Annotated in this window: 22 protein-coding genes; 10 read left to right on the forward strand and 12 right to left on the reverse strand. The window is 52.6% G+C overall.

Going from position 1 to position 25,350, the window contains the following annotated elements; genetic code table 11:
• Positions 1 to 3: 3 nt before the first annotated feature.
• The 3 genes from iscS to trmJ all read right to left on the reverse strand — a co-directional run bounded on the left by iscS (position 4) and on the right by trmJ (position 2,831).
• Entirely contained in the window at positions 4 to 1,218 is a 1,215-nt protein-coding gene (gene iscS, locus FEM44_RS02640) for a cysteine desulfurase (RefSeq protein ID WP_001295373.1), read from the reverse strand.
• A 115-nt stretch (positions 1,219 to 1,333) separates the two neighbouring features.
• Positions 1,334 to 1,822 carry a Fe-S cluster assembly transcriptional regulator IscR gene (gene iscR, locus FEM44_RS02645; protein WP_001241357.1) on the reverse strand — a complete coding sequence of 163 codons (489 nt, stop codon included), beginning with the start codon at positions 1,820 to 1,822 and terminating at the stop codon, positions 1,334 to 1,336.
• Positions 1,823 to 2,090: 268 nt separating this feature from the next.
• Entirely contained in the window at positions 2,091 to 2,831 is a 741-nt protein-coding gene (gene trmJ, locus FEM44_RS02650) for a tRNA (cytosine(32)/uridine(32)-2'-O)-methyltransferase TrmJ (RefSeq protein ID WP_000940019.1), read from the reverse strand.
• Between the two features lie 118 nt (positions 2,832 to 2,949).
• Between trmJ and suhB the strand changes: the two genes are divergently transcribed.
• From suhB to csiE, 3 genes are all read left to right on the forward strand, one after another.
• Complete coding sequence (suhB, locus tag FEM44_RS02655; protein WP_135521537.1) at positions 2,950 to 3,753, forward strand: inositol-1-monophosphatase; 804 nt, start codon at positions 2,950 to 2,952, stop codon at positions 3,751 to 3,753.
• 145 nt (positions 3,754 to 3,898) lie between these two features.
• On the forward strand, positions 3,899 to 4,753 hold the full coding sequence (locus FEM44_RS02660) for an alpha/beta hydrolase (protein ID WP_135521534.1): 855 nt from the start codon (positions 3,899 to 3,901) through the stop codon (positions 4,751 to 4,753).
• 190 nt (positions 4,754 to 4,943) lie between these two features.
• On the forward strand, positions 4,944 to 6,224 hold the full coding sequence (gene csiE / locus FEM44_RS02665; RefSeq protein ID WP_135521531.1) for a stationary phase inducible protein CsiE: 1,281 nt from the start codon (positions 4,944 to 4,946) through the stop codon (positions 6,222 to 6,224).
• On the opposite strand, the gene FEM44_RS02670 is transcribed toward csiE, so the two are convergent.
• On the reverse strand, positions 6,216 to 7,355 hold the full coding sequence (locus FEM44_RS02670) for a 3-phenylpropionate MFS transporter (protein ID WP_135488942.1): 1,140 nt from the start codon (positions 7,353 to 7,355) through the stop codon (positions 6,216 to 6,218). The two genes, csiE and FEM44_RS02670, sit on opposite strands and share 9 nt — an antisense overlap.
• Before the next feature lie 159 nt (positions 7,356 to 7,514).
• The gene (gene hcaR / locus FEM44_RS02675; protein WP_130214633.1) at positions 7,515 to 8,405 is read right to left on the reverse strand and encodes a DNA-binding transcriptional regulator HcaR; all 891 of its coding nucleotides are present in this window, start codon (positions 8,403 to 8,405) and stop codon (positions 7,515 to 7,517) included.
• A gap of 135 nt (positions 8,406 to 8,540) precedes the next feature.
• Here hcaR and hcaE point away from each other — a divergent pair, with 135 nt between their 5' ends.
• The 6 genes from hcaE (at position 8,541) to FEM44_RS02705 (ending at position 13,277) form a co-directional block, all read left to right on the forward strand.
• A complete protein-coding gene (gene hcaE, locus FEM44_RS02680; protein WP_130258868.1) occupies positions 8,541 to 9,902 on the forward strand; it encodes a 3-phenylpropionate/cinnamic acid dioxygenase subunit alpha in 1,362 nt (453 codons plus the stop codon).
• On the forward strand, positions 9,899 to 10,417 hold the full coding sequence (hcaF, locus tag FEM44_RS02685) for a 3-phenylpropionate/cinnamic acid dioxygenase subunit beta (RefSeq protein WP_135521528.1): 519 nt from the start codon (positions 9,899 to 9,901) through the stop codon (positions 10,415 to 10,417). The genes hcaE and hcaF overlap by 4 nt, the downstream gene beginning before the upstream one ends.
• Positions 10,417 to 10,737 carry a bifunctional 3-phenylpropionate/cinnamic acid dioxygenase ferredoxin subunit gene (locus FEM44_RS02690; RefSeq protein WP_001080102.1) on the forward strand — a complete coding sequence of 107 codons (321 nt, stop codon included), beginning with the start codon at positions 10,417 to 10,419 and terminating at the stop codon, positions 10,735 to 10,737. Before hcaF ends, FEM44_RS02690 begins: the two co-directional genes overlap by 1 nt.
• Positions 10,734 to 11,546, forward strand: a complete 813-nt coding sequence (gene hcaB / locus FEM44_RS02695; protein WP_135521526.1) for a 3-phenylpropionate-dihydrodiol/cinnamic acid-dihydrodiol dehydrogenase — start codon at positions 10,734 to 10,736, stop codon at positions 11,544 to 11,546. Before FEM44_RS02690 ends, hcaB begins: the two co-directional genes overlap by 4 nt.
• A gap of 9 nt (positions 11,547 to 11,555) precedes the next feature.
• Entirely contained in the window at positions 11,556 to 12,758 is a 1,203-nt protein-coding gene (hcaD, locus tag FEM44_RS02700; RefSeq protein ID WP_135521523.1) for a phenylpropionate dioxygenase ferredoxin reductase subunit, read from the forward strand.
• Between the two features lie 96 nt (positions 12,759 to 12,854).
• Positions 12,855 to 13,277 (forward strand): DoxX family protein, encoded by a 423-nt coding sequence (locus tag FEM44_RS02705; RefSeq protein ID WP_135521520.1) that lies wholly within the window; start codon positions 12,855 to 12,857, stop codon positions 13,275 to 13,277.
• A gap of 248 nt (positions 13,278 to 13,525) precedes the next feature.
• Here the strand turns inward: FEM44_RS02705 and FEM44_RS02710 are convergent, their stop codons facing one another.
• The 6 genes from FEM44_RS02710 to FEM44_RS02735 form a co-directional block, all read right to left on the reverse strand.
• The gene (locus FEM44_RS02710; RefSeq protein WP_135521516.1) at positions 13,526 to 14,398 is read right to left on the reverse strand and encodes an aldose 1-epimerase; all 873 of its coding nucleotides are present in this window, start codon (positions 14,396 to 14,398) and stop codon (positions 13,526 to 13,528) included.
• Between the two features lie 11 nt (positions 14,399 to 14,409).
• Positions 14,410 to 15,504: a zinc-dependent alcohol dehydrogenase family protein gene (locus FEM44_RS02715; protein ID WP_167850648.1), complete on the reverse strand. Its 1,095-nt coding sequence runs from the start codon at positions 15,502 to 15,504 to the stop codon at positions 14,410 to 14,412.
• 32 nt (positions 15,505 to 15,536) lie between these two features.
• Complete coding sequence (locus tag FEM44_RS02720) at positions 15,537 to 16,535, reverse strand: ABC transporter permease (RefSeq protein WP_138158850.1); 999 nt, start codon at positions 16,533 to 16,535, stop codon at positions 15,537 to 15,539.
• Between the two features lie 24 nt (positions 16,536 to 16,559).
• A complete protein-coding gene (locus FEM44_RS02725) occupies positions 16,560 to 18,071 on the reverse strand; it encodes a sugar ABC transporter ATP-binding protein (RefSeq protein WP_135521513.1) in 1,512 nt (503 codons plus the stop codon).
• A 22-nt stretch (positions 18,072 to 18,093) separates the two neighbouring features.
• Entirely contained in the window at positions 18,094 to 19,077 is a 984-nt protein-coding gene (locus FEM44_RS02730) for a substrate-binding domain-containing protein (RefSeq protein WP_105268353.1), read from the reverse strand.
• 96 nt (positions 19,078 to 19,173) lie between these two features.
• Positions 19,174 to 22,455 (reverse strand): DUF5107 domain-containing protein, encoded by a 3,282-nt coding sequence (locus FEM44_RS02735; RefSeq protein ID WP_135521510.1) that lies wholly within the window; start codon positions 22,453 to 22,455, stop codon positions 19,174 to 19,176.
• A gap of 117 nt (positions 22,456 to 22,572) precedes the next feature.
• Here FEM44_RS02735 and FEM44_RS02740 point away from each other — a divergent pair, with 117 nt between their 5' ends.
• Positions 22,573 to 23,766: an ROK family protein gene (locus FEM44_RS02740; protein WP_135521508.1), complete on the forward strand. Its 1,194-nt coding sequence runs from the start codon at positions 22,573 to 22,575 to the stop codon at positions 23,764 to 23,766.
• A 197-nt stretch (positions 23,767 to 23,963) separates the two neighbouring features.
• Here the strand turns inward: FEM44_RS02740 and glyA are convergent, their stop codons facing one another.
• Positions 23,964 to 25,217: a serine hydroxymethyltransferase gene (gene glyA, locus FEM44_RS02745; protein WP_135521505.1), complete on the reverse strand. Its 1,254-nt coding sequence runs from the start codon at positions 25,215 to 25,217 to the stop codon at positions 23,964 to 23,966.
• Positions 25,218 to 25,350: the final 133 nt, after the last annotated feature.

A 25,350-nucleotide genomic window follows, 5' to 3' on the forward strand; every position in this document is an offset into this window, starting at 1 on the left:
CGATTAATGATGAGCCCATTCGATGCTGTTCAGATCCACGCCCTGCTTGTACATTTCCCACAGCGGAGAAAGGTCACGCAGACGACCGATGGATTTACGAACTAACTCGATGGTGTAGTCGATCTCTTCTTCAGTAGTAAAACGACCTAAAGAGAAACGGATAGAGCTATGTGCCAGCTCGTCGTTCAGCCCCAGCGCGCGCAGCACGTAGGACGGTTCGAGGCTTGCTGACGTACAGGCGGAACCTGAAGAAACTGCCAGGTCTTTCAGTGCCATAATCAGCGACTCACCTTCAACGTAGTTGAAGCTGACGTTGAGAATGTTCGGCGCACCGTGTTCCAGGTCACCGTTCAGGTAAACTTCTTCGATATCTTTGATGCCGTTCCACAGACGATTACGCAGGCCGCGCAGACGTTCCATCTCGGTCGCCATCTCTTCTTTTGCGATGCGATAGGCTTCGCCCATACCGACGATCTGGTGAACAGGCAGAGTGCCGGAACGCATACCGCGCTCGTGACCGCCGCCGTGCATTTGAGCTTCAATGCGTACGCGTGGTTTACGACGCACATACAGCGCGCCAATACCTTTCGGGCCATAGATTTTGTGGCCGGAGAAAGACATCAGGTCAACTTTCAACTGGCTCAGGTCGATAGGCAGTTTGCCCACGCTCTGGGTTGCATCAACGTGATAGATAATGCCACGAGCACGGCACATTTCGCCGATAGCCGCGATATCCTGCACCACGCCGATTTCGTTATTCACGTGCATGATAGAAACGAGGATGGTGTCGTCACGCATCGCTGCTTCAAGTTCTTTCAGGTCGATAATACCGTTACGCTGCGGCGCCAGGTAGGTGACTTCGAAACCTTCGCGCTCCAGCTGACGGCAGGTGTCCAGTACCGCTTTGTGCTCGGTTTTGCTGGTGATGATGTGCTTGCCTTTTTTCTGATAAAAGTTGGCTGCACCTTTGATCGCCAGGTTGTCAGATTCGGTTGCACCAGAGGTAAAGACGATTTCACGCGGGTCAGCGCCGACCAGATCGGCAATCTGATTACGGGCGATATCTACGGCTTCTTCAGCCTGCCAGCCGAAACGGTGAGAACGGGAGGCCGGGTTACCAAAGGTTCCGTCCATCGTCATAAACTGCATCATTTTCTCGGCAACACGCGGGTCCACCGGCGTGGTTGCGGAGTAGTCGAGATAAATCGGTAATTTCATTGCTCTATAAACTCCGTACATCACTCAATGCAAGGAATCAGGCTACCGGCTGGATGTACGACCGTGTTTACGGAGCATGATACGCCCCGGCCTGATTCTGAATACTTTTTATCTTTTATGCGCGCAACTTAACGTCGATCGCGTCTTGTGTGCGGGTGCGTGGCGCGTCGTGAGTATGCTGACGACCAGACACATCCAACACTTCCTGGTTATTAACCAGTTCGCCTAAAGTAATGTTGTTGAGAAAACCGGTGAGACGGTCGCTCAAATCACGCCACAGCGCGTGGGTCAGGCATTTATCCCCGCCCTGGCAGCCGCCTTTACCCTGACAACGGGTAGCATCTACAGATTCGTCAACGGCGCTAATCACTTCGCCAACGGCGATGCTGCTGGCATCTTTGCCTAACAGATAACCACCGCCTGGTCCACGTACACTGGAAACCAGACCATTTTTACGCAGACGGGAAAACAGTTGTTCCAGATAAGAAAGGGAAATTCCCTGTCGTTCGGAAATATCAGCCAACGGTACCGGGCCTGCTTCGGAGTTGAGCGCAACGTCAAGCATTGCGGTCACGGCATAGCGCCCTTTAGATGTCAGTCTCATGTCTTACTTCACCTCAAACTCGCCCCTGCCCGGGGTTTTTATTGTAAAAGTGGGGGTATTGCATAGCAGGGTCAAGTCTGACATTCCCGAGTAATTTGGTCAACTATTTACTTGACTGATTTAGTCAGGTATTTAACTTTCAGTGCCCTTTTTTATCGTGGCGTTTGTACCTGTTGTCGGATGCGGCGTGAACGCCTTATCCGACCTGGGATTACGTACACTTCCAGGCCTGATAAGACGCGATAAGCGTCGCATCAGGCAACCACTGTTATTCGGCCTTGTTACCTTTGTTCTGCTGCTCAATAGAAGCCAGAATCCCGCGCAGGATATTCAATTCCTGGCTTTCCGGGCGCGCACGGGTAAACAGACGGCGCAATTTATTCATCACCTGCCCCGGATGGTTTTCACGGATAAAACCGGTTGCCAGCAGCGTTTGTTCGAGATGACCATAAAAACGCTCCAGATCATCGACCAGCGGATACGGCGTCTCTTCATGCTCGACCTGCTCGCCATTTTCCTGAGTTGCCAGCCAGGCCATGCGCACTTCATAGGCAATAACCTGAACCGCCATCGCCAGGTTCAGCGAGCTGTATTCTGGGTTAGCGGCAATCGCGACATGATAATGGCACTTCTGCAACTCTTCATTGGTCAGGCCGACACGTTCGCGACCAAAAACCAGCGCCACCGGGGTATTTGCCGCTTCAGCGACGCTTTTCAGACCGCATTCGCGCGGGTCGAGCATCGGCCACGGCAGCGTGCGGGAGCGTGCACTGGTGCCCACTACCAGACTACAACCAGCTAATGCTTCGTCGAGCGTATCGACGATGTGAGCGTTACCAATCACATCGCTGGCACCTGCCGCCAGGGCAATCGCCTGGGAGTCGGGTTTCACCAGTGGATTAACCAACCACAGATTGGTTAATCCCATTGTTTTCATGGCACGGGCAACAGACCCCATATTGCCGGTGTGTGACGTCTCCACCAGCACAATTCGAATATTTTGCAGCATTGTCTTTCTTCATCTAAAGATTATTCACGCATCTTATCATAAAACGAAGACAGATGCCGATCTCGCTGCTATACTCTGCGCCGTTTTCCCGTTCTTTAACATCCAGTGAGAGAGACCGATGCATCCGATGCAGAACATCGCCGTGCGCGCAGCGCGCAAGGCGGGTAATTTAATTGCCAAAAACTATGAAACCCCGGACGCTGTAGAAGCGAGCCAGAAAGGCAGTAACGATTTCGTGACCAACGTAGATAAAGCTGCCGAAGCGGTGATTATCGACACGATTCGTAAATCTTACCCACAGCACACCATCATCACCGAAGAAAGCGGTGAACTTGAAGGTACTGATCAGGATGTTCAATGGGTTATCGATCCACTGGATGGCACTACCAACTTTATCAAACGTCTGCCGCACTTCGCGGTATCTATCGCCGTTCGTATCAAAGGCCGCACCGAAGTTGCTGTGGTTTACGATCCTATGCGTAACGAACTGTTCACCGCGACTCGCGGTCAGGGCGCACAGCTGAACGGCTACCGTCTGCGCGGCAGCACCGCTCGCGATCTCGACGGTACTATTCTGGCGACCGGCTTCCCGTTCAAAGCAAAACAGTACGCCACCACCTACATCAACATCGTTGGCAAACTGTTCAACGAATGTGCTGACTTCCGTCGTACTGGTTCCGCGGCGCTGGATCTGGCTTACGTCGCTGCGGGTCGTGTTGACGGTTTCTTTGAAATCGGTCTGCGTCCGTGGGACTTCGCGGCAGGCGAGCTGCTGGTTCGTGAAGCGGGCGGTATCGTCAGCGACTTCATCGGTGGCCATAACTACATGCTGACCGGTAACATCGTTGCCGGTAACCCGCGCGTTGTTAAAGCCATGCTGGCGAACATGCGTGACGAGTTAAGCGACGCACTGAAGCGTTAATTTCTCTGGCGGGTGACGTTCCTCACCCGCCCTTGCCTTTCAGGCGCTATTCCGAAATACTTTCGCACCGCTTTACTTTCCTGCGCCACTCTCCCACCATCCTTTCCCGATTAATGGATTACAATGCAAGTCGTAAGGAAAGGTCATGGTTCTGCCAGCGAACAAACGCGTTCTTAAGATTCTGTTTATTCTTTTTATTGCTGCTTTCTGCGTTTATTTAGTGCCGCGCATCGCCATCAACTTCTTTTATTATCCCGACGACAAAATTTACGGTCCTGATCCATGGTCTGCTGAATCTGTTGAATTTACTGCTAAAGATGGCACACGGCTACAAGGCTGGTTTATCCCCTCTTCCACTGGTCCCGCCGAAAACGCTATTGCTACCGTAATTCATGCTCATGGCAATGCCGGGAATATGTCCGCCCACTGGCCGCTGGTCAGTTGGTTACCAGAACGTAATTTCAATGTTTTTATGTTTGATTATCGCGGGTTTGGTAAATCTAAAGGCACTCCATCACAAGCCGGATTACTGGACGATACGCAAAGTGCCATTAATGTGGTGCGCCATCGTAGCGATGTAAACCCCAAGCGGCTGGTGCTGTTCGGGCAGAGTATTGGCGGAGCGAATATTCTTGACGTTATTGGGTCAGGAGATCGCGAGGGCATACGTGCGGTGATCCTCGACTCCACATTTGCCTCTTATTCGACCATCGCCAACCAGATGATACCCGGCAGCGGCTACTTACTTGATGAGAGTTACAGCGGCGAAAATTACATCGCCAGCGTCAGCCCGATCCCGCTTTTACTGATTCACGGCAAAGCTGATCATGTTATTCCATGGCAGCATAGCGAGAAATTATTTGCCCTGGCGAAAGAGCCAAAACGCCTGATTTTGATCCCCGATGGCGAACATCTTGATGCCTTTTCCGATCGTCACGGAGACGTTTATCGCGAGCAGATGGTGGACTTTATCCTTAGCGCATTGAATCCACAGAATTAACCTTATGGTCGAAACCAGATAAAACAGCAAGAAATCACCTTATGGGATGGCATTAAACTGCCAGAAAGTGTTTATATCGATAAAAATTCTGTGATATTTGTCATCATTTCTGATTAATAGCATTCCATTCACCGTATCCCTAAGCAAACTTTAGCTATTCTTATAAATTATGCTTATGGGAGATCTACAGATGATACCTACACTTGCCCCACCATCTGTACTTTCAGCTCCCCAGCGCCGTTGCCAGGTATTGCTGACGCTGTTCCAGCCGGGGTTGAGCGCCACCACGGCAACTTTCAGCGAGATTAATGGTGTGGATGATGAAATGGTGGGTCGCGATATCAGCGAAACAGGACGGGAGATCCAGCGCTATCATCAACTCACCATTACAACTGGATATGACGGGAGCTACCGGATTGAAGGCACAATACTTAATCAACGCTTATGTTTATTTCATTGGCTACGACGCGCTTTTCGTCTTTGTCCGTCATTTATCAGCAGCCATTTTACGCCCGCGTTAAAGGGGGAGCTAAAGCGTCGGGGGATTGCTCGTAATTTTTATGACGACACCAATCTACTGGCGTTAGTTAATCTCTGCTCGCGAAGGCTGCAAAAACGCTTTGACGCGCGTGATGTTCATTTCCTGTGTTTGTATCTGCAATATTGCTTATTGCAACACCATGCCGGAATCTCGCCTCTGTTTAACCCGCTGCAACGTCACTGGTTGGAATCTTGCATTGAATTTCAGGTTGCACAGGAAATTGGCCGCCACTGGCAACGGCGGGCGCGTCAACCTGTCCCCCCTGATGAGCCGCTATTTATGGCATTACTTTTTTCCATGTTGCGGGTTCCCGATCCACTGCGAGACACCCATCAGCATGGCAAACAGTTGCGCCTGTCAATTAACCGTCTGGTACAGCATTTTCGGCAGTTGAGTAATGTCCGTTTCTATGATGAACAGGGGTTGTGCTACCAGCTTTATACTCACCTCGCCCAGGCGTTAAACCGCTGTTTGTTTTCTATCGGCATTGATAACACTTTACCGGAAGAGTTCCGTCGACTTTATCCACGGCTCGTGCACACCACCCGCGAAGCGCTGGTCGGGTTTGAAAATGAGTACAACGTCAGTCTTTCCGATGAAGAAAGTTGTCTGGTGGCAGTGATTTTCGGTGCATGGCTGATGCAGGCAAATGAAATTCACGAAAAACAGATTATTTTGCTGACGGGCAATGACAGCGAACGAGAAGCAAATATTGAGCTGCAATTGCGTGAACTAACGATACTGCCGCTCAATATTAAACACATGTCTGTGAAGACATTTTTGCAGATTGGCGCGCCGCGCAACACCGCGCTTATTATTGCGCCTTATACCATGCCGCTACCGCTTTTTTCACCACCGCTGATTTATACGGATCTGACCCTGACGGCACATCAACAGGAACAGATCCGCAAAATACTTGAATCAACATGAGGGAACGACTTTCGGGCGCAAAAACATTGCCGGAAACGCCACCAATGCCATCACCCAGAACACGCCATGCCCCAGATATTGATACAGGAAACCGGCGAAGACGGTCATGATGGCGATACTGCCGCCCATAGCGACGGCAGAATAAACTGCCTGCAAGCGGATAACCTCACTTCCCTGACGAGCGGCAATGTAGCGCATGGCCGCCAGGTGGCACACGGTGAAGGTGCCGCAATGCAAAATTTGCACCATAATCAACCACGGTAGCTCAGTGGTTGCCCCCATAATTCCCCAACGCAATACCCCACATACTGCCGAGATCAGCAACATATCACGGGCGCTACAACGGCGGAAAAGTTTATTACTCAGCGCAAAGATAATGACTTCTGCCACCACGCCCAGCGACCACAAATAGCCCACCGCCGAGGCCGAGTAGCCAGCTGCCTGCCAGTAAATAGCGCTAAAACCGTAATAGGCCGCATGCGCCCCCTGCAATAAACAAACGCAGGCCAGAAAACGCCAGTTCTGGCGGACCAGCGCCAACCACGCTGGCCACCCCGTGCTCTCCTGCTGACGGCTTGCCCCTTGTGGCTGAATCGTCGGACGGATAAGAAAGCCGAGCAGCATGGATGCCACGCCCAACGTCAACAGCGCGAGGATCACCCGATAATCAAACATAGTGACCAGTTTGCCCGTCAGCGCCGAGCCAATGACAAAAGCCACCGAGCCCCAAAGTCGCACTTTGCCATAATCAAGCGGGAACTGCTTTTGCCACGTATTCGCCAGTGCATCGGTCAACGGTACCAGCGGTGAGAAAAAGAGGTTAAAACCAACCATCACCACCATCAACCACGCCACATGCGCACCCGCCCAGAAGGCGATGGCAAAGAGTAGCGTCAGCAACGCCAGCACACGCAGCGCAGAAATCAGGCGAGAAGGATCGCTGACGCGAGGCGCAATTATCAAACTACCGAGAAAACGGGCAACCAGCCCGGCCCCCAACAACAGGCCGATGGTTTCTGGCGTTAAGCCAATCCCCTTAAGCCAGACGCTCCAGAAAGGTAGAAAAATACCGTAGCTAAAAAAGTATGTGAAATAACCGAGCGCCAACCAGCGCGTGGATTGCAAAACCATGAGTCCCTCCCGTCAGGAGGCGTTAGTCTGGAGTTAATCGAATGTTGGTGCAAGTTGAAAAATAAGAATATTCGAGTCCGCTTCCCGCCAATTGTCATGCATATCAGGAAATGACAAAAAGATGCGACCTGCGACGCATCTTGCAAAAATAATGCGTAATTATGCCGTTACGCTTGCCAAACGTTCCTGCACAATGGCGATGAAATCACGTAACGCCGGTTTCATCCCCCCTTTCTTCCACGCCATCAGTAAAGCAATGGAAGGCACATTTCCGGCAATGGGCCGAAAAACAACCTGCCCGGTATTAAAATTATTCATATAACCGGGTATCAAAGTGACGCCCAGCCCCATCCCCACCAGATTCATGGTCACCAGAATATTAGTTGCCACCTGTACAATATTTGGCTGGCTGTTTTCTTGCGCAAACCAGGTTTTAACAATCGGTGCAAGCGAGCCGGAATACGCCGGATCGGTACTGACGAAATTAACGCCATTAAGCTGCGCGGCGGTGATCTCTTTTTCTTGTGCTAAAGGATGATCAACCGGCAACACCACCACTAATGGTTCGTCAAAAAGTTCCAGATAATCAATCTCCGGGCTATAGACAGGATGCCGCATTAAGCCGACGTCCAGTTCACCACGGCGAATTTTTTCTTCCTGTTCCGTGGTAATTAAACTCACCAACTCGATCAAGGTTTCTGGCTGCTTCAGTCGGAACATGGGCAATACTTTTGGCAGTAAATTCACTTCCGCCGATGGCACAAAACCGATGGTTAAATGCTTATCTTCCTGAACAATTTTCCGCGCCCGTTGTTTGGCATTTTCCGCTTGTTCGAGAATTGCCTGCGCGTCCTGGAGAAAACATTCTCCCGCCGCCGTCAACGCGACTTTGCGCTTATCCCTCACCAGTAACGGAACACCGACACAGTTTTCGAGATCGCGGATCTGGCTGCTTAACGAAGGTTGTGAGGTATGCAGTTTTTCCGCCGCACGAGTGAAGTTCAGCGCCTGAGCTACTGCGACGAAATAGCGTAAATGCCGTAGTTCCATCACCTTCCCCTTGTTATCGAAAAAACGTCTCAGTTGGTAGAAATTAACTATTTCACATATAAGCAACCAACCAGCAACATCCTTATGGCACAAAAATAGAAGGTCAATACATCTTATCTTTCAGGATTAAAAAATATGACCACCCCCTCAGATTTGAACATTTACCAACTGATTGACACCCAAAACGGTCGGGTCACTCCGCGTATTTATACCGACCCGGATATTTACCAACTGGAGCTTGAACGTATTTTCGGCCGTTGCTGGTTATTTCTCGCCCACGAAAGCCAGATCCCAAAACCCGGTGATTTCTTTAACACCTACATGGGGGAAGATGCGGTTGTCGTGGTGCGCCAGAAAGACGGCAGCATTAAGGCGTTTCTCAACCAGTGCCGCCACCGGGCCATGCGCGTGAGCTATGCCGATTGCGGCAATACTCGCGCCTTCACTTGCCCATATCACGGCTGGTCTTACGGCATTAATGGCGAGTTAATCGACGTACCGCTGGAACCTCGCGCCTACCCGCAAGGTCTGTGTAAATCCCACTGGGGATTAAACGAAGTTCCCTGCGTAGAAAGTTATAAAGGGTTGATTTTTGGCAACTGGGACACCACTGCACCGGGCCTGCGTGATTACCTTGGTGACATTGCCTGGTATCTGGATGGCATGCTGGATCGTCGCGAAGGCGGCACCGAAATTGTCGGCGGTGTACAGAAATGGGTTATCAACTGCAACTGGAAATTCCCGGCGGAGCAATTCGCCAGCGACCAATATCATGCTCTGTTCAGCCACGCTTCTGCCGTTCAGGTATTAGGAGCAAAAGATGATGGCAGTGATAAACGCCTCGGCGATGGGCAAACCGCTCGCCCGGTATGGGAAACCGCTAAAGATGCCCTGCAATTTGGTCAGGACGGTCACGGCAGCGGTTTCTTCTTTACTGAAAAACCGGATGCTAATGTCTGGGTTGATGGCGCAGTTTCCAGCTATTACCGCGAAACCTACGCCGAGGCGGAACAACGTTTAGGTGAAGTTCGCGCCCTGCGCCTGGCTGGTCATAACAACATCTTCCCGACACTTTCCTGGCTCAACGGCACTGCCACGCTCCGCGTCTGGCATCCGCGCGGCCCCGACCAGGTAGAAGTGTGGGCGTTCTGTATCACCGACAAAGCCGCCTCCGATGAAGTTAAAGCCGCTTTTGAAAACAGTGCCACCCGCGCTTTTGGTCCGGCTGGTTTTCTCGAGCAGGATGACTCCGAAAACTGGTGTGAAATCCAGAAACTGCTGAAAGGCCACCGCGCTCGCAACAGCAAACTGTGTCTGGAAATGGGGCTCGGTCAGGAAAAACGTCGCGACGACGGCATTCCTGGCATTACTAACTATATCTTCTCAGAAACGGCCGCCCGTGGAATGTACCAACGCTGGGCCGATCTCCTGAGTAGCGAAAGCTGGCAGGACGTGCTCGATAAAACCGCCGCTTACCAGCAGGAGGTGATGAAATGAGTGCCTTAGTTTCGCTGGAGTTACATCACCGTATTAGTCAGTTTCTCTTTCACGAAGCCAGCTTACTGGATGACTGGAAATTTCGTGACTGGCTTGCGCAGCTCGACGAAGAGATTCGTTACACCATGCGCACCACAGTTAACGCGCAAACACGCGACCGCCGCAAAGGCGTTCAGCCGCCGACAACCTGGATTTTTAATGACACCAAAGACCAGTTGGAGCGGCGAATCGCGCGACTGGAAACGGGCATGGCCTGGGCGGAAGAACCGCCGTCACGCACCCGCCACTTAATCAGCAACTGCCAGATAAGCGAAACCGACATCCCAAACGTATTCGCCGTGCGGGTGAATTATTTGCTCTACCGGGCACAAAAAGAGCGCGATGAAACGTTCTATGTTGGAACGCGTTTCGACAAAGTTCGCCGTCTGGAAGACGGGAACTGGCGCTTACTGGAACGGGATATCGTCCTGGATCAAGCGGTCATCTCCTCCCATAACCTGAGTGTACTGTTCTGATGAATCGAATTTATGCGTGTCCCGTTGCGGATGTGCCGGAGGGTGAGGCTCTCCGGATCGATACCTCGCCCGTCATCGCCCTGTTCAACGTCGGCGGCGAGTTTTATGCCATTAACGATCGTTGCAGTCATGGTAATGCGTCGATGTCAGAAGGGTATCTGGAAGACGACGCAACGGTGGAATGCCCACTGCACGCCGCCAGTTTTTGCCTGAAAACGGGCAAAGCATTATGTCTGCCCGCCACCGATCCGCTAACCACTTATCCAGTACACGTTGAAGGTGGTGACATCTTCATCGACTTACCGGAGGCGCAGCCATGAGCGATCTGCATAACGAATCCATTTTTATTACCGGCGGAGGCTCGGGATTAGGCCTGGCGCTGGTCGAGCGATTTATCGAAGAAGGCGCACAGGTTGCCACGCTGGAACTGTCGGCGGCGAAAGTCGCCAGTCTGCGTCAGCGATTTGGTGAACATATTCTGGCGGTGGAAGGCAACGTAACCTGTTATGCCGATTATCAACGCGCGGTCGATCAGATCCTGACCCGTTCCGGCAAGCTGGATTGTTTTATCGGCAATGCGGGCATCTGGGATCACAATGCCTCGCTGGTTAATACTCCCGCAGAGACGCTCGAAACCGGCTTCCATGAACTGTTTAACGTCAACGTACTCGGTTATCTGCTGGGCGCAAAAGCCTGCACTCCGGCGTTAATCGCCAGTGAAGGCAGCATGATTTTCACACTGTCAAATGCCGCCTGGTACCCCGGCGGCGGTGGCCCGCTGTACACCGCCAGTAAACATGCCGCAACCGGGCTTATTCGCCAACTGGCTTATGAACTGGCACCGAAAGTACGGGTGAATGGCGTCGGCCCGTGCGGTATGGCCAGCGATCTGCGCGGCCCACAGGCGCTCGGGCAAAGTGAAACCTCGATAATGCAGTCTCTGACGCCGGAGAAAATTGCCGCCATTTTACCGCTGCAATTTTTCCCGCAACCGATGGATTTTACCGGCCCGTACGTGATGCTGGCATCGCGGCGCAATAATCGCGCATTAAGTGGGGTGATGATCAACGCCGATGCCGGTTTAGCCATTCGCGGAATTCGCCACGTAGCGGCTGGGCTGGATCTTTAAGGACGTGCCATGAAAGAAAAAACAATCATTATTGTCGGCGGCGGGCAAGCGGCAGCTATGGCCGCCGCCTCGCTACGCCAGCAAGGATTCTCAGGTGAGCTGCGCCTGTTTTCCGATGAGCAACATCTTCCTTATGAACGACCACCGCTCTCGAAAACCATGTTACTGGAGGATTCCCCGCAGTTGCAGCCCGTGTTACCCGCTATCTGGTGGGAGGAAAACAACGTTCATCTGCATTCTGGCGTAACCATCAAAACATTGGGACGCGACACACGGCAGTTAGTGTTAGCCAACGGCGAAAGTTGGCACTGGGATCAGCTTTTTATAGCAACGGGCGCGGCAGCCCGACCACTGCCGTTACTTGATGCACTGGGAGAACGCTGCTTTACCCTGCGCCATGCCGGTGATGCCGCCAGACTACGGGAAGCACTACAAGCTGAACGGTCAGTAGTGATTGTCGGTGCCGGAACTATTGGTCTGGAACTGGCTGCCAGCGCCACGCAGCGCGGATGTAAGGTGACAGTGATTGAACTGGCAGCAACCGTCATGGGCCGCAATGCGCCACCACCCGTGCAACGCTATCTTTTGCAGCGCCATCAGCAGGCTGGTGTGCGCGTCTTGCTCAACAATGCCATTGAGCATGTGGTCAATGGTGAGAAAGTAGAGCTGACGCTGCTAAACGGCGAAACGCTTCAGGCCGATGTGGTGATTTACGGTATTGGTATCAGCGCCAACGACCAACTGGCACGCGAGGCCGACCTTGATACTGCCAATGGTATTGTCATTGACGAGGCTTGCCGCACCTGCGATCCCGCGATCTTTGCCGGTGGCGATGTGGCAATCACTCGTCTGGATAATGGTCTGCTGCACCGCTGCGAAAGCTGGGAAAACGCCAATAACCAGGCGCAAATTGCCGCAGCCGCAATGTTGGGGCTACCGCTTCCGCTACTGCCGCCGCCGTGGTTCTGGAGCGATCAGTACAGTGATAACTTACAGTTTATTGGCAATATGCGTGGCGATGACTGGATTTGTCGTGGCAACCCGGAAGCCCAGAAAGCGATTTGGTTTAATCTGCAAAGCGGTGTGCTTATCGGCGCGGTAACGCTGAATCAGGGGCGTGAGATTCGCCCAATCCGCAAATGGATCCAGAGCGGTAAAACGTTTGATGCGAAACGGCTGACAGATGAGAACATCGCGCTTAAATCACTGTAACCAGGATAATTAGCGAATATCTCAACGCCTGGGGCGTGGCGAGGTGCAAGAGTGTGTATTACGTTTAAATCACATTATCTTGCAAAGGGATTGGTTATGAACTCACTACGTTATTTTGATTTTGGTGCTGCCCGCCCCGTTTTGTTATTAATTGCCCGTATCGCTGTCATCTTAATTTTCATTATTTTTGGTTTTCCCAAAATGATGGGCTTTGACGGAACGGTACAATATATGGCCTCGCTGGGCGCACCGATGCCGATGCTGGCGGCAGTTATTACGGTGATTATGGAAGTACCCGCCGCGATATTAATCATACTTGGCTTTTTCACCCGTCCGCTGGCGGTGCTGTTTATTTTCTACACGCTGGGAACTGCGGTGATTGGTCATCATTACTGGGATATGACTGGCGATGCGGTTGGGCCAAATATGATTAATTTCTGGAAGAATATCAGCATTGCTGGCGCATTCCTGCTGCTGGCAATTACCGGGCCGGGGGCAATTTCTCTCGATCGGCGTTAGGAAAGATGCCGGATGCGGCGTGAACGCCTTATCCTGCCGACCGTTCCGGCACCGATTGTAGGCCTGATAAGACGCGGCAAGCGTCGCATCAGGCATCGTGCGCCGAGTGTCGGATGCGGCGTGAACGCCTTATCCGCCTACCGTTCCAACACCGATTGTAGGCCTGATAAGACGCGATAAGCGTCGCATCAGGCAGGGTGCACCGAGTGCTACAAAATCGAAATTACCCGCATCCGGCATTTTATAAATTACAGCCACTCTACCCGCAACGACATCTCTGAAGTTGTTGATTCCCCCGGCGCAAGCGCAATGAGGTCACCACCTTCCGGGCGATGATGGTCATCCGGCGCATGGCTCATCGGCTCCAGACAGAAGAAATCAAACGCATATCCTTTATCAAACGCGGGATCGGAGACAAAGATGAAATAGCACGGCGCAGGCGGCGTCGTTTCCATGATAATGGCGTAACCCTCCTGCGGCTGCTCAATGCGTGCCTGACCATTCCATCCGGCAAAACCATTGTTCACCCACTGGCGCGGCAACGGCGCGAGCTGGTTGAAATCCAGTTCCTGCGGTAGCTGCTCGCAAAACTCACCCGCCAGCCACTGCTCCCGCTCCAGCCAGTAACCGCTCGCCTGTGCCTGAATCCGCGTTTGCGGCGACAACGGAAAATAAGGATGCCAGCCGGTACCAAATGGCAGCGTCTCTGCCCCTTGATTGGTGACAGAGAGCGTGACCGTCAGCGTATCCGCCGTCAAATGAAACGCCTGACTCGCCCGATAGTGATAAACCCCCGTGCGATGTTCATACACCAGACACAAGCTATCATCGCTGCGCGAGACACATTGCCACTCGCCCAACCAGCCATCGCCGTGCAGATAGTGCGCATCCCACTCAACATTCGGTTGCAGTTGATGCTCACGCCCCTGCCAGACAAAACGGTTACCGCTCACCCTGTTTGCAAACGGCACCAGCGGAAAACAGGAGGCATCGGTTGCCACACTGCTTTTTTTACCAGGACGTAGCAGCGGCGTCGTATCACGCCAGAAGCCTTCGATTACGCCGCCCTGGTCAGAAACGTCCAGCTTTAGCGGCCCGTGAGATAAGGTATAGATGGTCATCCGCTAACTCCTTAATCCGGGAAATTAATCACAACTTTCCCGCATTTGCCGCTCGCCATCAGCGCATAGGCATCTCCAGCCTGTTCCAGCGAGAAACGATGGGTAATGGCGTTACGCGGCCACAGTTTCCAGTCAGTCAAATCGTGGGCGCATTTTTCCATATGGAACAAACTGGTCACCCAGGAGCCAATAATCCGCCGTTGATGGTGCATCAGATCGGCGCTGACCTCGAATTCCACTTTTCCGGTTTCACCAATGTAAACCACCCGTCCCCAGTCAGCAGTGGATTGCAGTGCCAGCAAGCGACCTGCGGCATTACCGGAACAATCGAGCGCAACATCCGCGCCACCGTGGGTAAGTTCAGCAATTATCTGCGGCAGACCTTCGGTCGTCGCTAAATAACCGTGATCCATCACCCCTAACTGTTTCGCCATCGTCAGACGTTCCGGCAACATATCAACGCCGATGATCCGTTTTGCACCGCGACCTTTCGCCAGCATCATCGCCATCATCCCGACCGGTCCCAGACCGACCACCAGCACGTTATCGCTGCCAGAAACTTCGCCGCGCAAAACCCCTTCATAGGCCGTGCCAACGCCGCAACTGATAAACGCACCATCTTCGTAACTCAGTGCATCCGGCAGGAGGATCAGATCTTTTTCTTCCGCCAGCAGATATTCGGCATGACCGCCGTCACGCTGCCAGCCGTAAGCCGCTTTTCCTTTGCCAGTACAAGAGATAGGAAAGCCGCGGCGGCAGTTCGGGCAAAAACCACAGCCAGAAATGTGATACACCAGCACGCGGTCACCCTCTTTAAAATGGCGACAGCCTTGCCCCATCGCCACAATTTGCCCGCACGGTTCATGACCGTTGATAAAGCCCTGGTATAACGGTTTATCGGGCGCCGCCGCCGTGGCGCGGTGTTGATGGTAGATATAGTGGACATCGCTTCCGCATATCCCGGAGGATTTCATTTTGATCAGTACCTGGTTAATCCCCGGCGTCGGCACCGCAACTTCCCGCAGATCGACGGTCGAATTTCCTGGTAAATAAGCTGCCAGCATCGTTTTCATAAATCCCTCATTAACAATACGATTAATTTTCATCCCTGCCGCACCCGCGCCAGGGGCGTTAAGGTTTAGCGTTTCGCTTTACTGCTTCGCTGGGTCAGCAAGATATTCGCCAGGACTGCCACCACGATGATGACGCCGCGTACCACCTGCTGGAAAAAGGAGTTAATCCCGAGCAATACCAGACCGTTACCGATTAGCGTAATCACCAGCACACCAAGCAATGTACCGAACAGGGAACCGCGACCGCCGGAAAGTGCCGTACCGCCGACCACGACCGCGGCGATGACGTCAAACTCCAGACCGTTTGCCGCACCTGCGTTACCAGAACCGAGGCGCGCCGCCAACAAAATGCCGGTCACCGCCGCTAATAATCCCGAAAGGGTAAAGATAAGAATGCGCACCCGACGAACGTTGATGCCGCACAACTGCGCCGCCGTAGCATTACCGCCAACGGCAAAAACCGAGCGCCCGAAGGCGGTTTTGCGGCTGATGAACACAAACAGCGCAAACAACACCATCATGATCAGCGCGGATACCGGCACCCCGAGAAATTGTCCACCCAGCCACTCCAGTACCTCGTTTTCGTCAATCGGCACTGGCAGGGCGTTAGTCATAAACAGCCCCATTCCGCGCAGGGCGCTCCACAGCCCCAGCGTGGCAACGAAACTTGGTACGTTAAACACACCGCGCAGCACCCCAGCCAGCGTTCCCATCAGCGCGCCTAACAGCAACACCAGCAGACAAGCAATCGCCAGCGGAACTTCAAATTGCAGCAAAAATGCCAGGCACACCGAGACAAAAGCCACCATCGGCCCAACGCTGACATCAATTTCCCCGGAGATAATAATCAGCGTCATCGCCCAGGCGGCGATCCCAATGGTGGCGGCATCGCGCAGCACGTTCATTTGGTTATTCAATGAGATAAAGCCAGGCGCGTTCAGGGAGAAGACCAGATACAAAATGGCAATCACCACCAGCAAACCGATCTCATTAATATGGCGACTGACAAATTGTTTGAGCGAGACGCTCTTGCCCTGCGGCAATGGTAATGACGAAGCAGACATCTTCAGGTTCCTCGGTAAAATTCATCAGTGCACAGACAGAATGGCGGACATCAGCTCATCCACATTGACCGGAGAGTGAAATTCCTGCGAGAACGTACCGTGCTGTAACAACAGAATGCGGTCGCACACCAACGGTAACTCCTCCACTTCACTGGAGATAAACACCACGCTTTTTCCTTCGGCAGCCAGCTCGCGGACAATACGGTAAATCTGCTGTTTGGCTTCGATATCGACGCCACGCGTTGGCTCGTCGAGCAACAAAATCTGGCTGGCGGCATAGACCCAACGACCGATCACCACTTTTTGCTGATTACCGCCAGAAAGCGTGCCGATGTGTGTTTCACTACTGGCGGCCTTGACCGTCATCCGCTGCATCACCTCTTCGGTCAGGCGGCGGATGGTGGACCATTGCAGCACACCGTTGGCGCTGATTTTTTGCCGATTGGTCAGCACTGTATTTTCGTCAACGCCCAGCCAGGGAATGATCCCCGCTTCTTTGCGGTTTTCTGGCGTATAGCCAATGCCGCGTTTCAGCATGTCGCCGTAATCAGGGCGCGTGATTTTCTCGCCGTTGATAACAATTTCGCCCTGTTCATACGCTTCCAGCCCAACTATCGCTTTCAGCAATTCACTGCGCCCTGCCCCCAGCAGGCCAGCAATGCCGAGCACTTCGCCACGACGCAGGGAAAAACTGATCTCCGTAAGTTTTGGTCTGTGGCGTAACGCGCGAACTTCCAGTACGGTCTGGTCCGCAATCTCCTGAGCTGCAACCGGCGCAATATCAACGTGATCGCGCCCGAGCATCAACGACACAATATGGCGAGTTGAGGTGTTTTCGAGCATCACATCGCCCGCCACCTGCCCGTCGCGCATGACGGTGGCACAAGAGGCGATACGGCGGATTTCTTCCATCCGGTGGCTGACATAAATCACCGCCACGCCCAGTGCCGACATTTTTTTCACAGCACTGATCACCAGTTCAACTTCCGCACTGGCAAGCGAGCTGGTGGGTTCATCAAGGATGACCACGCGCGGCTCGCCCTTCATCACCCGCGCAATTTCCACCAGTTGCTTTTGCGCCGGGCTTAGTGTTGAAACAAGTTGTTCAGGGCTAACGTCAACGCCCAGCGCCTGTAAGCAACGTTGGGCATCCTGCGCCATTTGCGGGTAATCAATCATGCCGTTGCGGCGGGGCCATTGACCAAGGCAGAGGTTTTCTGCCACCGTCAGCCCTTCCACCAGACTTAACTCCTGATAAACCGCGCGTACTCCCAGTTCAGCGGCACGGCGAGTCAGCGTAGCTTCGTCGCCTTCCAGTCGCGTCTCGCCAATCCAGATATCACCGCTATCCGGACGTTCGCTACCGGTAAGCATTCGAATGAGGGTCGATTTTCCCGCACCGTTTTTGCCTAACAGCGCGCGAACTTCGCCTTTATTGAGCGTGAAGTTAACGTTATCCAGCGCAACGACGCCGGGGTAACGCTTATTTCCTGCCACCACTTTTGCTACCGGGACTGCCTCTGTTGCCGTGAACATAGGGACCTCTGCGAATCAGCTATTAGGGCAGACCATCAACGTGCGTTGCCAGCCACTGTTTACCGTCTTCAGTTTTGGTATAGAGATCGATTGGCACCTGAATCACTTTTTCACCGTCGGCTTGTTTATTGATAACCTTCAATGTTTGCGCGAAAACAGCATTGCCCATTTTCTTACCGGAAATATCCACTACCGCTTTCAGCACCTGATTGTTTTCCAGCTCCTGAGCAATTTCAGTGGTCATGTCCGAACCGAAAACGGCAATTTTTCCGGCCTGATTTTGATTGCGCACCGCTTTTACCGCACCGAGTGTCGCTCCGCCCGATTCCCCCATAATGGCGTTGAGATCTGGCGTGGAGATAATCAGTTTTTCACCGACAGAAATCGCTTTATCTAAAACAGTCCCTTCCTGATTAGCGACAATTTGCGCGCCGGGAACGCGGGCTTTTAATACTTCTTCAAACCCTTTACGTCGTTGCACACAAACTTCAAAGGCTTCGCAATTGATAACGGCAATTTTCGGCTGGTCAATTTTGTTGGCAATAAAATAATCGGCGGCAGCGTTACCCAGTTTTTTACCAAATTCCAGCGGATCGCCCACCAAATACGCCGAGACATATTTATCGACACCCTTTTGATTAATACAGGTGTTGTAGCAAATCACCGGAATACCCGCCTCACTGGCGCGACGAACGGTACGGCTACTGCCATTTTCAGAAACAGCTGACAAAATAATGGCATCGACATTACGCGCCACGAGGGTATCTACAAAAGTACTTTCTTTTGAAATATCGCCCTGAGCGTTGGTTTCTATTAACTGTACCTGTACTGAGGAATCTTTTGCCGCATCCTGAACACCCTGACGCACACCAGCGTAATATCCCTGAGTATCAAGGTATATTGCGCCAATGGTCATTTCTTTATCCGCAGCGTTGGCAAATAGTGCGCTACCTAATAGCGTAGCCATTAATAATAGATTACGGGTTGTTCTCATTTTTTTAGGCATAGTGCCTCCTGTAGGGTTTTTATTTACAACGGCTTATTTTAATTATTTGAGCGTGAGCGGCAGCGCGTGCCGCTCAAATATTACAGTTAATAGGGTTTAGTGAACGCGGTTAAAAATAAAAGGCATCACGGTGGTGAATAATGCCGCTTTAGGCCAGGCTGGATTAATCGCCGTCAATTCAGCGCGAGCAGATTCATAGTGCGCAATCTCCCCTAATCCCGCTGCCGCCAGCATCGCCACCATTAGGCATTTTTCTTTATGCTGCTGTTGTAAATCGCCATACAGCGACAACAAGTCAGGTTGCGAGACGGCAAAGAAATCCGCTTCGATACTGGTTTTCGCCATCTCTTGCGCCCACTGTTTCATTTCACTAAACAGTTGCTGTGCGGTTTGCTGTTCGCCCAGCAGTCGCAGCGCCATTCCTTGCCAGAAGAGATAATCAACCGGCTGATCGTTGTAATAACTGTGGATGTTAATGGTACGATCGCCGGTCGCCGCCAGACGTAAACAACGCGTCGCTTCAGTTTCATCGCCCAGGGCTTTGGCGCATATCGCCTGCCAGAACCAGATGTCGTTGTCAGTTTGCCCCGGTAAACGGCCTTCGCTTAAATTCTCCGGATAATGCAGCGCGGCATGAAGCAGTTCGCTGGCCTGCTGCGGCTGTCTGGCATCAAGATGCTGCCAGGCGCGTAACAATTGGTTAAGGATAAACTGACTGGTGACCTTCCCTTCCCCGCCTTCCCACGGGTGGAATTTGCGCGTAGCGAGAATGTCCGCCGCTTTGTCGGCCTGACCTGTGAGATGCCACAAATTGAGCAGTTCTGCGGTCATGTCGTCGCGTTTCAGAGCAATTTCCAGATTATTTTCCAGACGCGCCAGTCGTTTCTCCGGTGTGGCTCCGCTTAACTTATCCAGCAAATCCCGTTCGAAAAGCAGACGTGCATCCTGCGGCGCAAGCTGATAAGCACTATCAAGATAACGGGCGGCCAGCTCATAATCGTGTTGCTTATTCCACGCATGGATCGCTAACCCGCGCCAGCCGTCGGCAAACTCCGGCGACATCTCTACGCAACGTTGCCATAAGGCTATTGCTTTGCCGTAGCGGCGCTTGTTGTAGTAGAAACAGGCCAGTAAATGCCGGGCAAACCAGCACTCTTCGATACTCTCCAGCGCCGCCACTTCTTCCAGCGTATTCGGGAAACGGACAAACTGCGGAAAGACATCAATGGCTTTCGCAATCAATTCGCCGCGTTCAGCTTTCGGCAACAAACTGGCTTGCAGGTAAAGTGACAGCGTGCGCTGGCAGTCCAGTGCGTTCAGCATCTCTGCCGCCAGAGCGGGCATGCCCCAGTTAATTAACTGCCCGGCGGTCATCAGGGCGTTAACGTCGCGTCCCTGACACAGGCCTCGCCATTGTGCGAATGCAGATTCGCTACGACCATCGAACCAGTTCAGCCACCATAGAGTGGCGTTCAGCGGATAATCACGCAGCAGTTTCTCGCGCTGCAAACGCGCATTGTCCTGACGACCACTTAACACCAGCAGCAGGTTATGCAGGCAAAGCACTTCCTGATTGGTTGGGCAGGCGCGAAGACTTTGTTGGCAAAAATCCAGACCAGCGTCGAAGTTACCATTACGCGCCGCCAGCCGTGCCAGACCGTAATAGCCCCCCGCTTTACTGTTGCCGCTCCAGACCGCTCGCCAGAAATCCTCTTCGGCGTGTTGATATTGTCCCTGACGTTCGTAAGCACTGGCGCGAATCAAACTTGCCTGTCCGCACTGCGGGTTTTTGTTCAGCGCATGTGCGCGTTTCAGCGCCTGACTGGCATACGCCACCGCTTGCGGGAAATTTGCGCGGTTATATTCCAGCATCGCCAGCGCCAGGTTGCAGCGATAATCCAGCGGGTCCAGCGCCACGCCGCGCAGGTAGTAATCGAACGGTGAACGGCTGGCGTGATGGTATTGCTCCAGATGCTGACCGATAAACCAGGCTTCATCTGTACTGGTAATGTCTTGCGCTGCCAGTGGCGCTTTGGCGACGTCCGGCAGCGGTAACTCTTGTGGCTGATGTTCCTGATAACTCAGCACAATATTGCCATCCGCATCGGAAAGTTCGATAGTCAGTCTGCCCGGATCGATACCGTGCAACACGCCCTGGATGGCGGTCGCTGGCGTCAGGGCCACGGCATCATCGAGCAACGCGTTGCATTTGCCGATTTCACGGATCGCCAGGCGATATCCACTCAACGGGGAGATGGCATACAGTCCCCACTCAATCCCCCGCTCACTACGCTGTAATTTAATCACCGCATCGCGGGAGGCGTTTTGCACCATGCCCAGAGAATGATAAGGCAGGAAATACTGCTCGAAACGCTTCTCTTCGTAAGCATCAAGCCAGGTAAAATCGGGTTGGTTATCGGCAAAAATGCCGGTCATCAGCTCGATATACGGGCCGTTATTGTCGGTCAGACTCTTATCCCACGCCTGGCCAAATTCACTGTGCCCCCAGCTCCACTGTTTTTTACCTGGCGCAATATGGTGGTTGGCAACGTGCAGCAAACCGCCATCTTCATCGTGACACCACGCGCCAACAAAATCGTACTGCGATTTTTCGGCCATATATGAGGTAGGAACAGGCACATTTTTATAGCGAGAAATGTCCACTCCGGCGGAGTAGTCCACTTTATAGTAAGTGCCGGTAGCGATAGGGAAAGCTGAAACAGCCCGTTTGCCGTGATCAAACACCGCAGTCACATCCGGCGGGAAAACGCTCTGATGCCCTTCACCACCTTTCACTGCCGGGTTGGCCCACCACAAGAAATGACGCGGCGTGGCGTTGCCGTTATAGACGCGGCTGGCGATTTCCAGCGCCGCCCGGTCAGGGCGCAGGGTGAAACCAGTCATCACTTGTAAACCGTGCATCGGCTCCGTTTCGCCGACCCACACCGTCTGTGCGCCGTCGTCATGGGCTTCGATGGTGAAATCAACGGGCATAAAGGTGGTCGGGCGATGGTGTTGTGGCCAGTTAAACTCAATCCCGCCCGAAATCCACGGCCCCAGCAGCCCCACCAGCGCAGGTTTAATGACTTCATTGTGATAGACAAAATCGCGCTGTTTCACTTTATCCCATGCGCGATGCACGCGACCGCCCAGCTCCGGCAGGATCATCACTTTGATGTAGTCGTTTTCCAGCCACACCGCCTGCCAGGATTTCAGGGTTTTCTGCTCACTCAGCGTATCGGTCACGCCATAGGGATAAACCGCGCCGGACGATCCCTGATAAACGCGATTTTCCAGGAACATGGGATGTATATCCTGCGGCCCGGTTTCATAGGTCGGGATCTCAACGCGCTCTTGCCACACTTTTACTGGAGTCATGGTGCCCTCAATATTAACAAGACATACTGAATTAAAAGATTTGTGGCAGTGTATTGAACAATCTGGCAATGTTTTCGCGGAATAATCACGCAATTAACTAAACAAGGTTTAGTGAAGATGAGAGCCTGCATTAACAATCAACAGATCCGCCACCATAACAAATGTGTGATTCTGGAACTGCTGTACCGGCAAAAACGTGCCAATAAATCGACGCTCGCCCGGCTGGCGCAAATTTCGATTCCAGCGGTCAGTAACATTTTGCAGGAGCTGGCAAACGAAAAGCGGGTGGTGAATATCGACGATGAAAGCCAGACGCGCGGGCATAGCAGCGGCACATGGCTGATTGCGCCGGAAGGTGACTGGACGCTATGCCTGAACGTGACGCCCACCAGCATTGAGTGCCAGGTCGCTAACGCTTGTTTAAGTCCGAAAGGCGAATTTGAATATTTTCAGATTGATGCACCGACACCGCAGGCACTGCTGTCCGAAATCGAAAAATGCTGGCATCGTCATCGCAAACTGTGGCCGGGCCGCACCATCAACCTGGCGCTGGCAATTCACGGTCAGGTTGATCCGGTAACTGGTGTATCGCAAACCATGCCGCAAGCACCGTGGACAACGCCAGTTGAGGTGAAGTATCTGCTGGAAGAGAAGCTCGGTATTCGGGTGATGGTCGATAATGACTGTGTGATGCTGGCGCTGGCGGAGAAATGGCAAAATAATTCGCAGGGACGGGATTTCTGCGTGATCAACGTTGATTATGGCATTGGCTCGTCGTTCGTGATTAACGAGCAAATTTATCGCGGTAGTTTGTATGGTAGCGGGCAGATTGGTCACACCATTGTGAATCCCGATGGTATTGCCTGCGGCTGCGGGCGTTATGGCTGCCTGGAAACCATCGCCTCATTAAGCGCATTAAAAAAACAGGCGCGAGTATGGCTAAAATCACAACCTGGCAATACTCAGCTTGATCCGGAAAAACTGACTACCGCGCAATTAATTGCCGCCTGGCAGAGTGGAGAACCGTGGATCACCAGCTGGGTTGACCGCTCTGCCAACGCCATTGGTTTGAGTCTGTATAACTTCCTCAACATCCTCAATATTAATCAGATTTGGCTGTATGGTCGCAGTTGCGCCTTTGGTGTGAACTGGCTTAATACCATTATTCGCCAGACAGGATTTAACCCGTTCGACCGTGATGAAGGACCGAGCGTGAAAGCGACGCAAATTGGCTTTGGGCAATTAAGTCGCGCACAACAGGTGCTGGGAATTGGCTATTTGTATGTTGAGGCGCAGTTACGGCAGATTTGATGGCGCGATAACGTAGAAAGGCTTCCCGAAGGAAGCCTTGATGATCACAAACGTAAGATTGCCTGATGCGCTACGCTTATCAGGCCTACACGGATATTGCAATATATTGAATTTGCAAGGTTTTGTAGGCCGAATAAGGCGTTCATGCCGCATCCGGCATGAACAACGAGCACATTATCAGCAAATCACCGTTTCGCTTACGCGTAAACCGGGTAACGTGCGCAGATGTCGAGAACTTTACCTTTGATGCGCTCGATAACCGCGTCATCATTGATGCTGTCCAGCACGTCACACATCCAGCCAGCCAGTTCTTTCGCTTCTGCTTCTTTGAAGCCACGACGCGTAATCGCCGGAGTACCTACACGAATACCAGAAGTTACAAACGGGCTCTTCGGATCGTTTGGTACGCTGTTTTTGTTCACGGTGATGTTGGCACGGCCCAGAGCGGCATCAGCTTCTTTACCAGTCAGGTTTTTATCAACCAGATCAACCAGGAACAGGTGGTTATCAGTACCACCGGAAACCACTTTGTAGCCGCGTTCCAGGAACACTTCTACCATCGCTTTAGCGTTTTTAGCGACCTGCTGCTGGTAAGTTTTGAACTCAGGCTCCATCGCTTCTTTCAGAGCAACAGCTTTACCAGCGATTACGTGCATCAACGGACCGCCCTGACCACCAGGGAAAACGGCAGAGTTCAGTTTTTTGTACAGTTCTTCGCTACCGCCTTTTGCCAGGATCAGGCCGCCGCGCGGACCCGCCAGGGTTTTGTGAGTAGTGGTAGTAACTACGTGAGCATGAGGAACCGGGTTCGGGTAGACGCCAGCGGCAACCAGGCCCGCAACGTGCGCCATATCAACGAACAGGTAAGCACCGATGCTGTCAGCGATTTCACGCATTTTCGCCCAGTCAACCACACCGGAATATGCAGAGAAGCCGCCGATAATCATTTTCGGTTTGTGTTCTTTGGCTTGTTTTTCCAGATCAGCGTAGTCGATATGACCGGTAGCATCGATACCGTAAGGAACGATGTTGTACAGTTTACCGGAGAAGTTAACCGGAGAACCGTGAGTCAGGTGACCGCCATGCGCCAGGTTCATACCCAGTACGGTATCACCTGGTTCCAGCAGCGCGGTGTAGACCGCAAAGTTAGCCTGGGAGCCGGAGTGCGGCTGAACGTTAGCGTAGTCAGCGCCGAACAGCTCTTTCGCACGATCGATCGCCAGTTGTTCGACGATATCAACATACTCGCAACCGCCGTAGTAGCGCTTGCCCGGATAACCTTCAGCATATTTGTTGGTCAGCTGAGAACCCTGCGCCTGCATTACGCGCGGGCTGGTGTAGTTTTCGGAGGCGATCAGTTCGATGTGCTCTTCCTGACGTACTTTTTCCTGCTCCATAGCCTGCCACAGTTCGGCATCATAATCGGCAATGTTCATTTCACGCTTTAACATCCGCATCTCCTGACTCAGCTAACAATAAAATTTTTTCGCCTAATTTTGGCGGTCCTTATGGACAACGGCGAACAGTATAACCGAATCATTGTGCGATAACAGGTCTTGACAAAGGAATTTACGCAAACGATTA

Source organism: Escherichia sp. E4742 (assembly GCF_005843885.1).
GTDB lineage: Bacteria > Pseudomonadota > Gammaproteobacteria > Enterobacterales > Enterobacteriaceae > Escherichia.

What these genes read in the sequence shown, in the direction of transcription:
- trmJ (WP_000940019.1), bottom strand. Translation starts at nt 2,831, where the DNA reads ATGCTGCAAAATATTCGAATTGTGCTGGTGGAGACGTCACACACCGGC.
- FEM44_RS02715 (WP_167850648.1), bottom strand. Translation starts at nt 15,504, where the DNA reads ATGAAAATTAATCGTATTGTTAATGAGGGATTTATGAAAACGATGCTG.
- FEM44_RS02660 (WP_135521534.1), top strand. Translation starts at nt 3,899, where the DNA reads ATGGTTCTGCCAGCGAACAAACGCGTTCTTAAGATTCTGTTTATTCTT.
- FEM44_RS02740 (WP_135521508.1), top strand. Translation starts at nt 22,573, where the DNA reads ATGAGAGCCTGCATTAACAATCAACAGATCCGCCACCATAACAAATGT.
- FEM44_RS02735 (WP_135521510.1), bottom strand. Translation starts at nt 22,455, where the DNA reads ATGACTCCAGTAAAAGTGTGGCAAGAGCGCGTTGAGATCCCGACCTAT.
- hcaB (WP_135521526.1), top strand. Translation starts at nt 10,734, where the DNA reads ATGAGCGATCTGCATAACGAATCCATTTTTATTACCGGCGGAGGCTCG.
- FEM44_RS02690 (WP_001080102.1), top strand. Translation starts at nt 10,417, where the DNA reads ATGAATCGAATTTATGCGTGTCCCGTTGCGGATGTGCCGGAGGGTGAG.
- hcaE (WP_130258868.1), top strand. Translation starts at nt 8,541, where the DNA reads ATGACCACCCCCTCAGATTTGAACATTTACCAACTGATTGACACCCAA.
- FEM44_RS02720 (WP_138158850.1), bottom strand. Translation starts at nt 16,535, where the DNA reads ATGTCTGCTTCGTCATTACCATTGCCGCAGGGCAAGAGCGTCTCGCTC.
- hcaR (WP_130214633.1), bottom strand. Translation starts at nt 8,405, where the DNA reads ATGGAACTACGGCATTTACGCTATTTCGTCGCAGTAGCTCAGGCGCTG.
- iscS (WP_001295373.1), bottom strand. Translation starts at nt 1,218, where the DNA reads ATGAAATTACCGATTTATCTCGACTACTCCGCAACCACGCCGGTGGAC.
- csiE (WP_135521531.1), top strand. Translation starts at nt 4,944, where the DNA reads ATGATACCTACACTTGCCCCACCATCTGTACTTTCAGCTCCCCAGCGC.
- suhB (WP_135521537.1), top strand. Translation starts at nt 2,950, where the DNA reads ATGCATCCGATGCAGAACATCGCCGTGCGCGCAGCGCGCAAGGCGGGT.
- FEM44_RS02725 (WP_135521513.1), bottom strand. Translation starts at nt 18,071, where the DNA reads ATGTTCACGGCAACAGAGGCAGTCCCGGTAGCAAAAGTGGTGGCAGGA.
- FEM44_RS02730 (WP_105268353.1), bottom strand. Translation starts at nt 19,077, where the DNA reads ATGCCTAAAAAAATGAGAACAACCCGTAATCTATTATTAATGGCTACG.
- glyA (WP_135521505.1), bottom strand. Translation starts at nt 25,217, where the DNA reads ATGTTAAAGCGTGAAATGAACATTGCCGATTATGATGCCGAACTGTGG.
- FEM44_RS02705 (WP_135521520.1), top strand. Translation starts at nt 12,855, where the DNA reads ATGAACTCACTACGTTATTTTGATTTTGGTGCTGCCCGCCCCGTTTTG.
- iscR (WP_001241357.1), bottom strand. Translation starts at nt 1,822, where the DNA reads ATGAGACTGACATCTAAAGGGCGCTATGCCGTGACCGCAATGCTTGAC.
- FEM44_RS02710 (WP_135521516.1), bottom strand. Translation starts at nt 14,398, where the DNA reads ATGACCATCTATACCTTATCTCACGGGCCGCTAAAGCTGGACGTTTCT.
- FEM44_RS02670 (WP_135488942.1), bottom strand. Translation starts at nt 7,355, where the DNA reads ATGGTTTTGCAATCCACGCGCTGGTTGGCGCTCGGTTATTTCACATAC.
- hcaD (WP_135521523.1), top strand. Translation starts at nt 11,556, where the DNA reads ATGAAAGAAAAAACAATCATTATTGTCGGCGGCGGGCAAGCGGCAGCT.
- hcaF (WP_135521528.1), top strand. Translation starts at nt 9,899, where the DNA reads ATGAGTGCCTTAGTTTCGCTGGAGTTACATCACCGTATTAGTCAGTTT.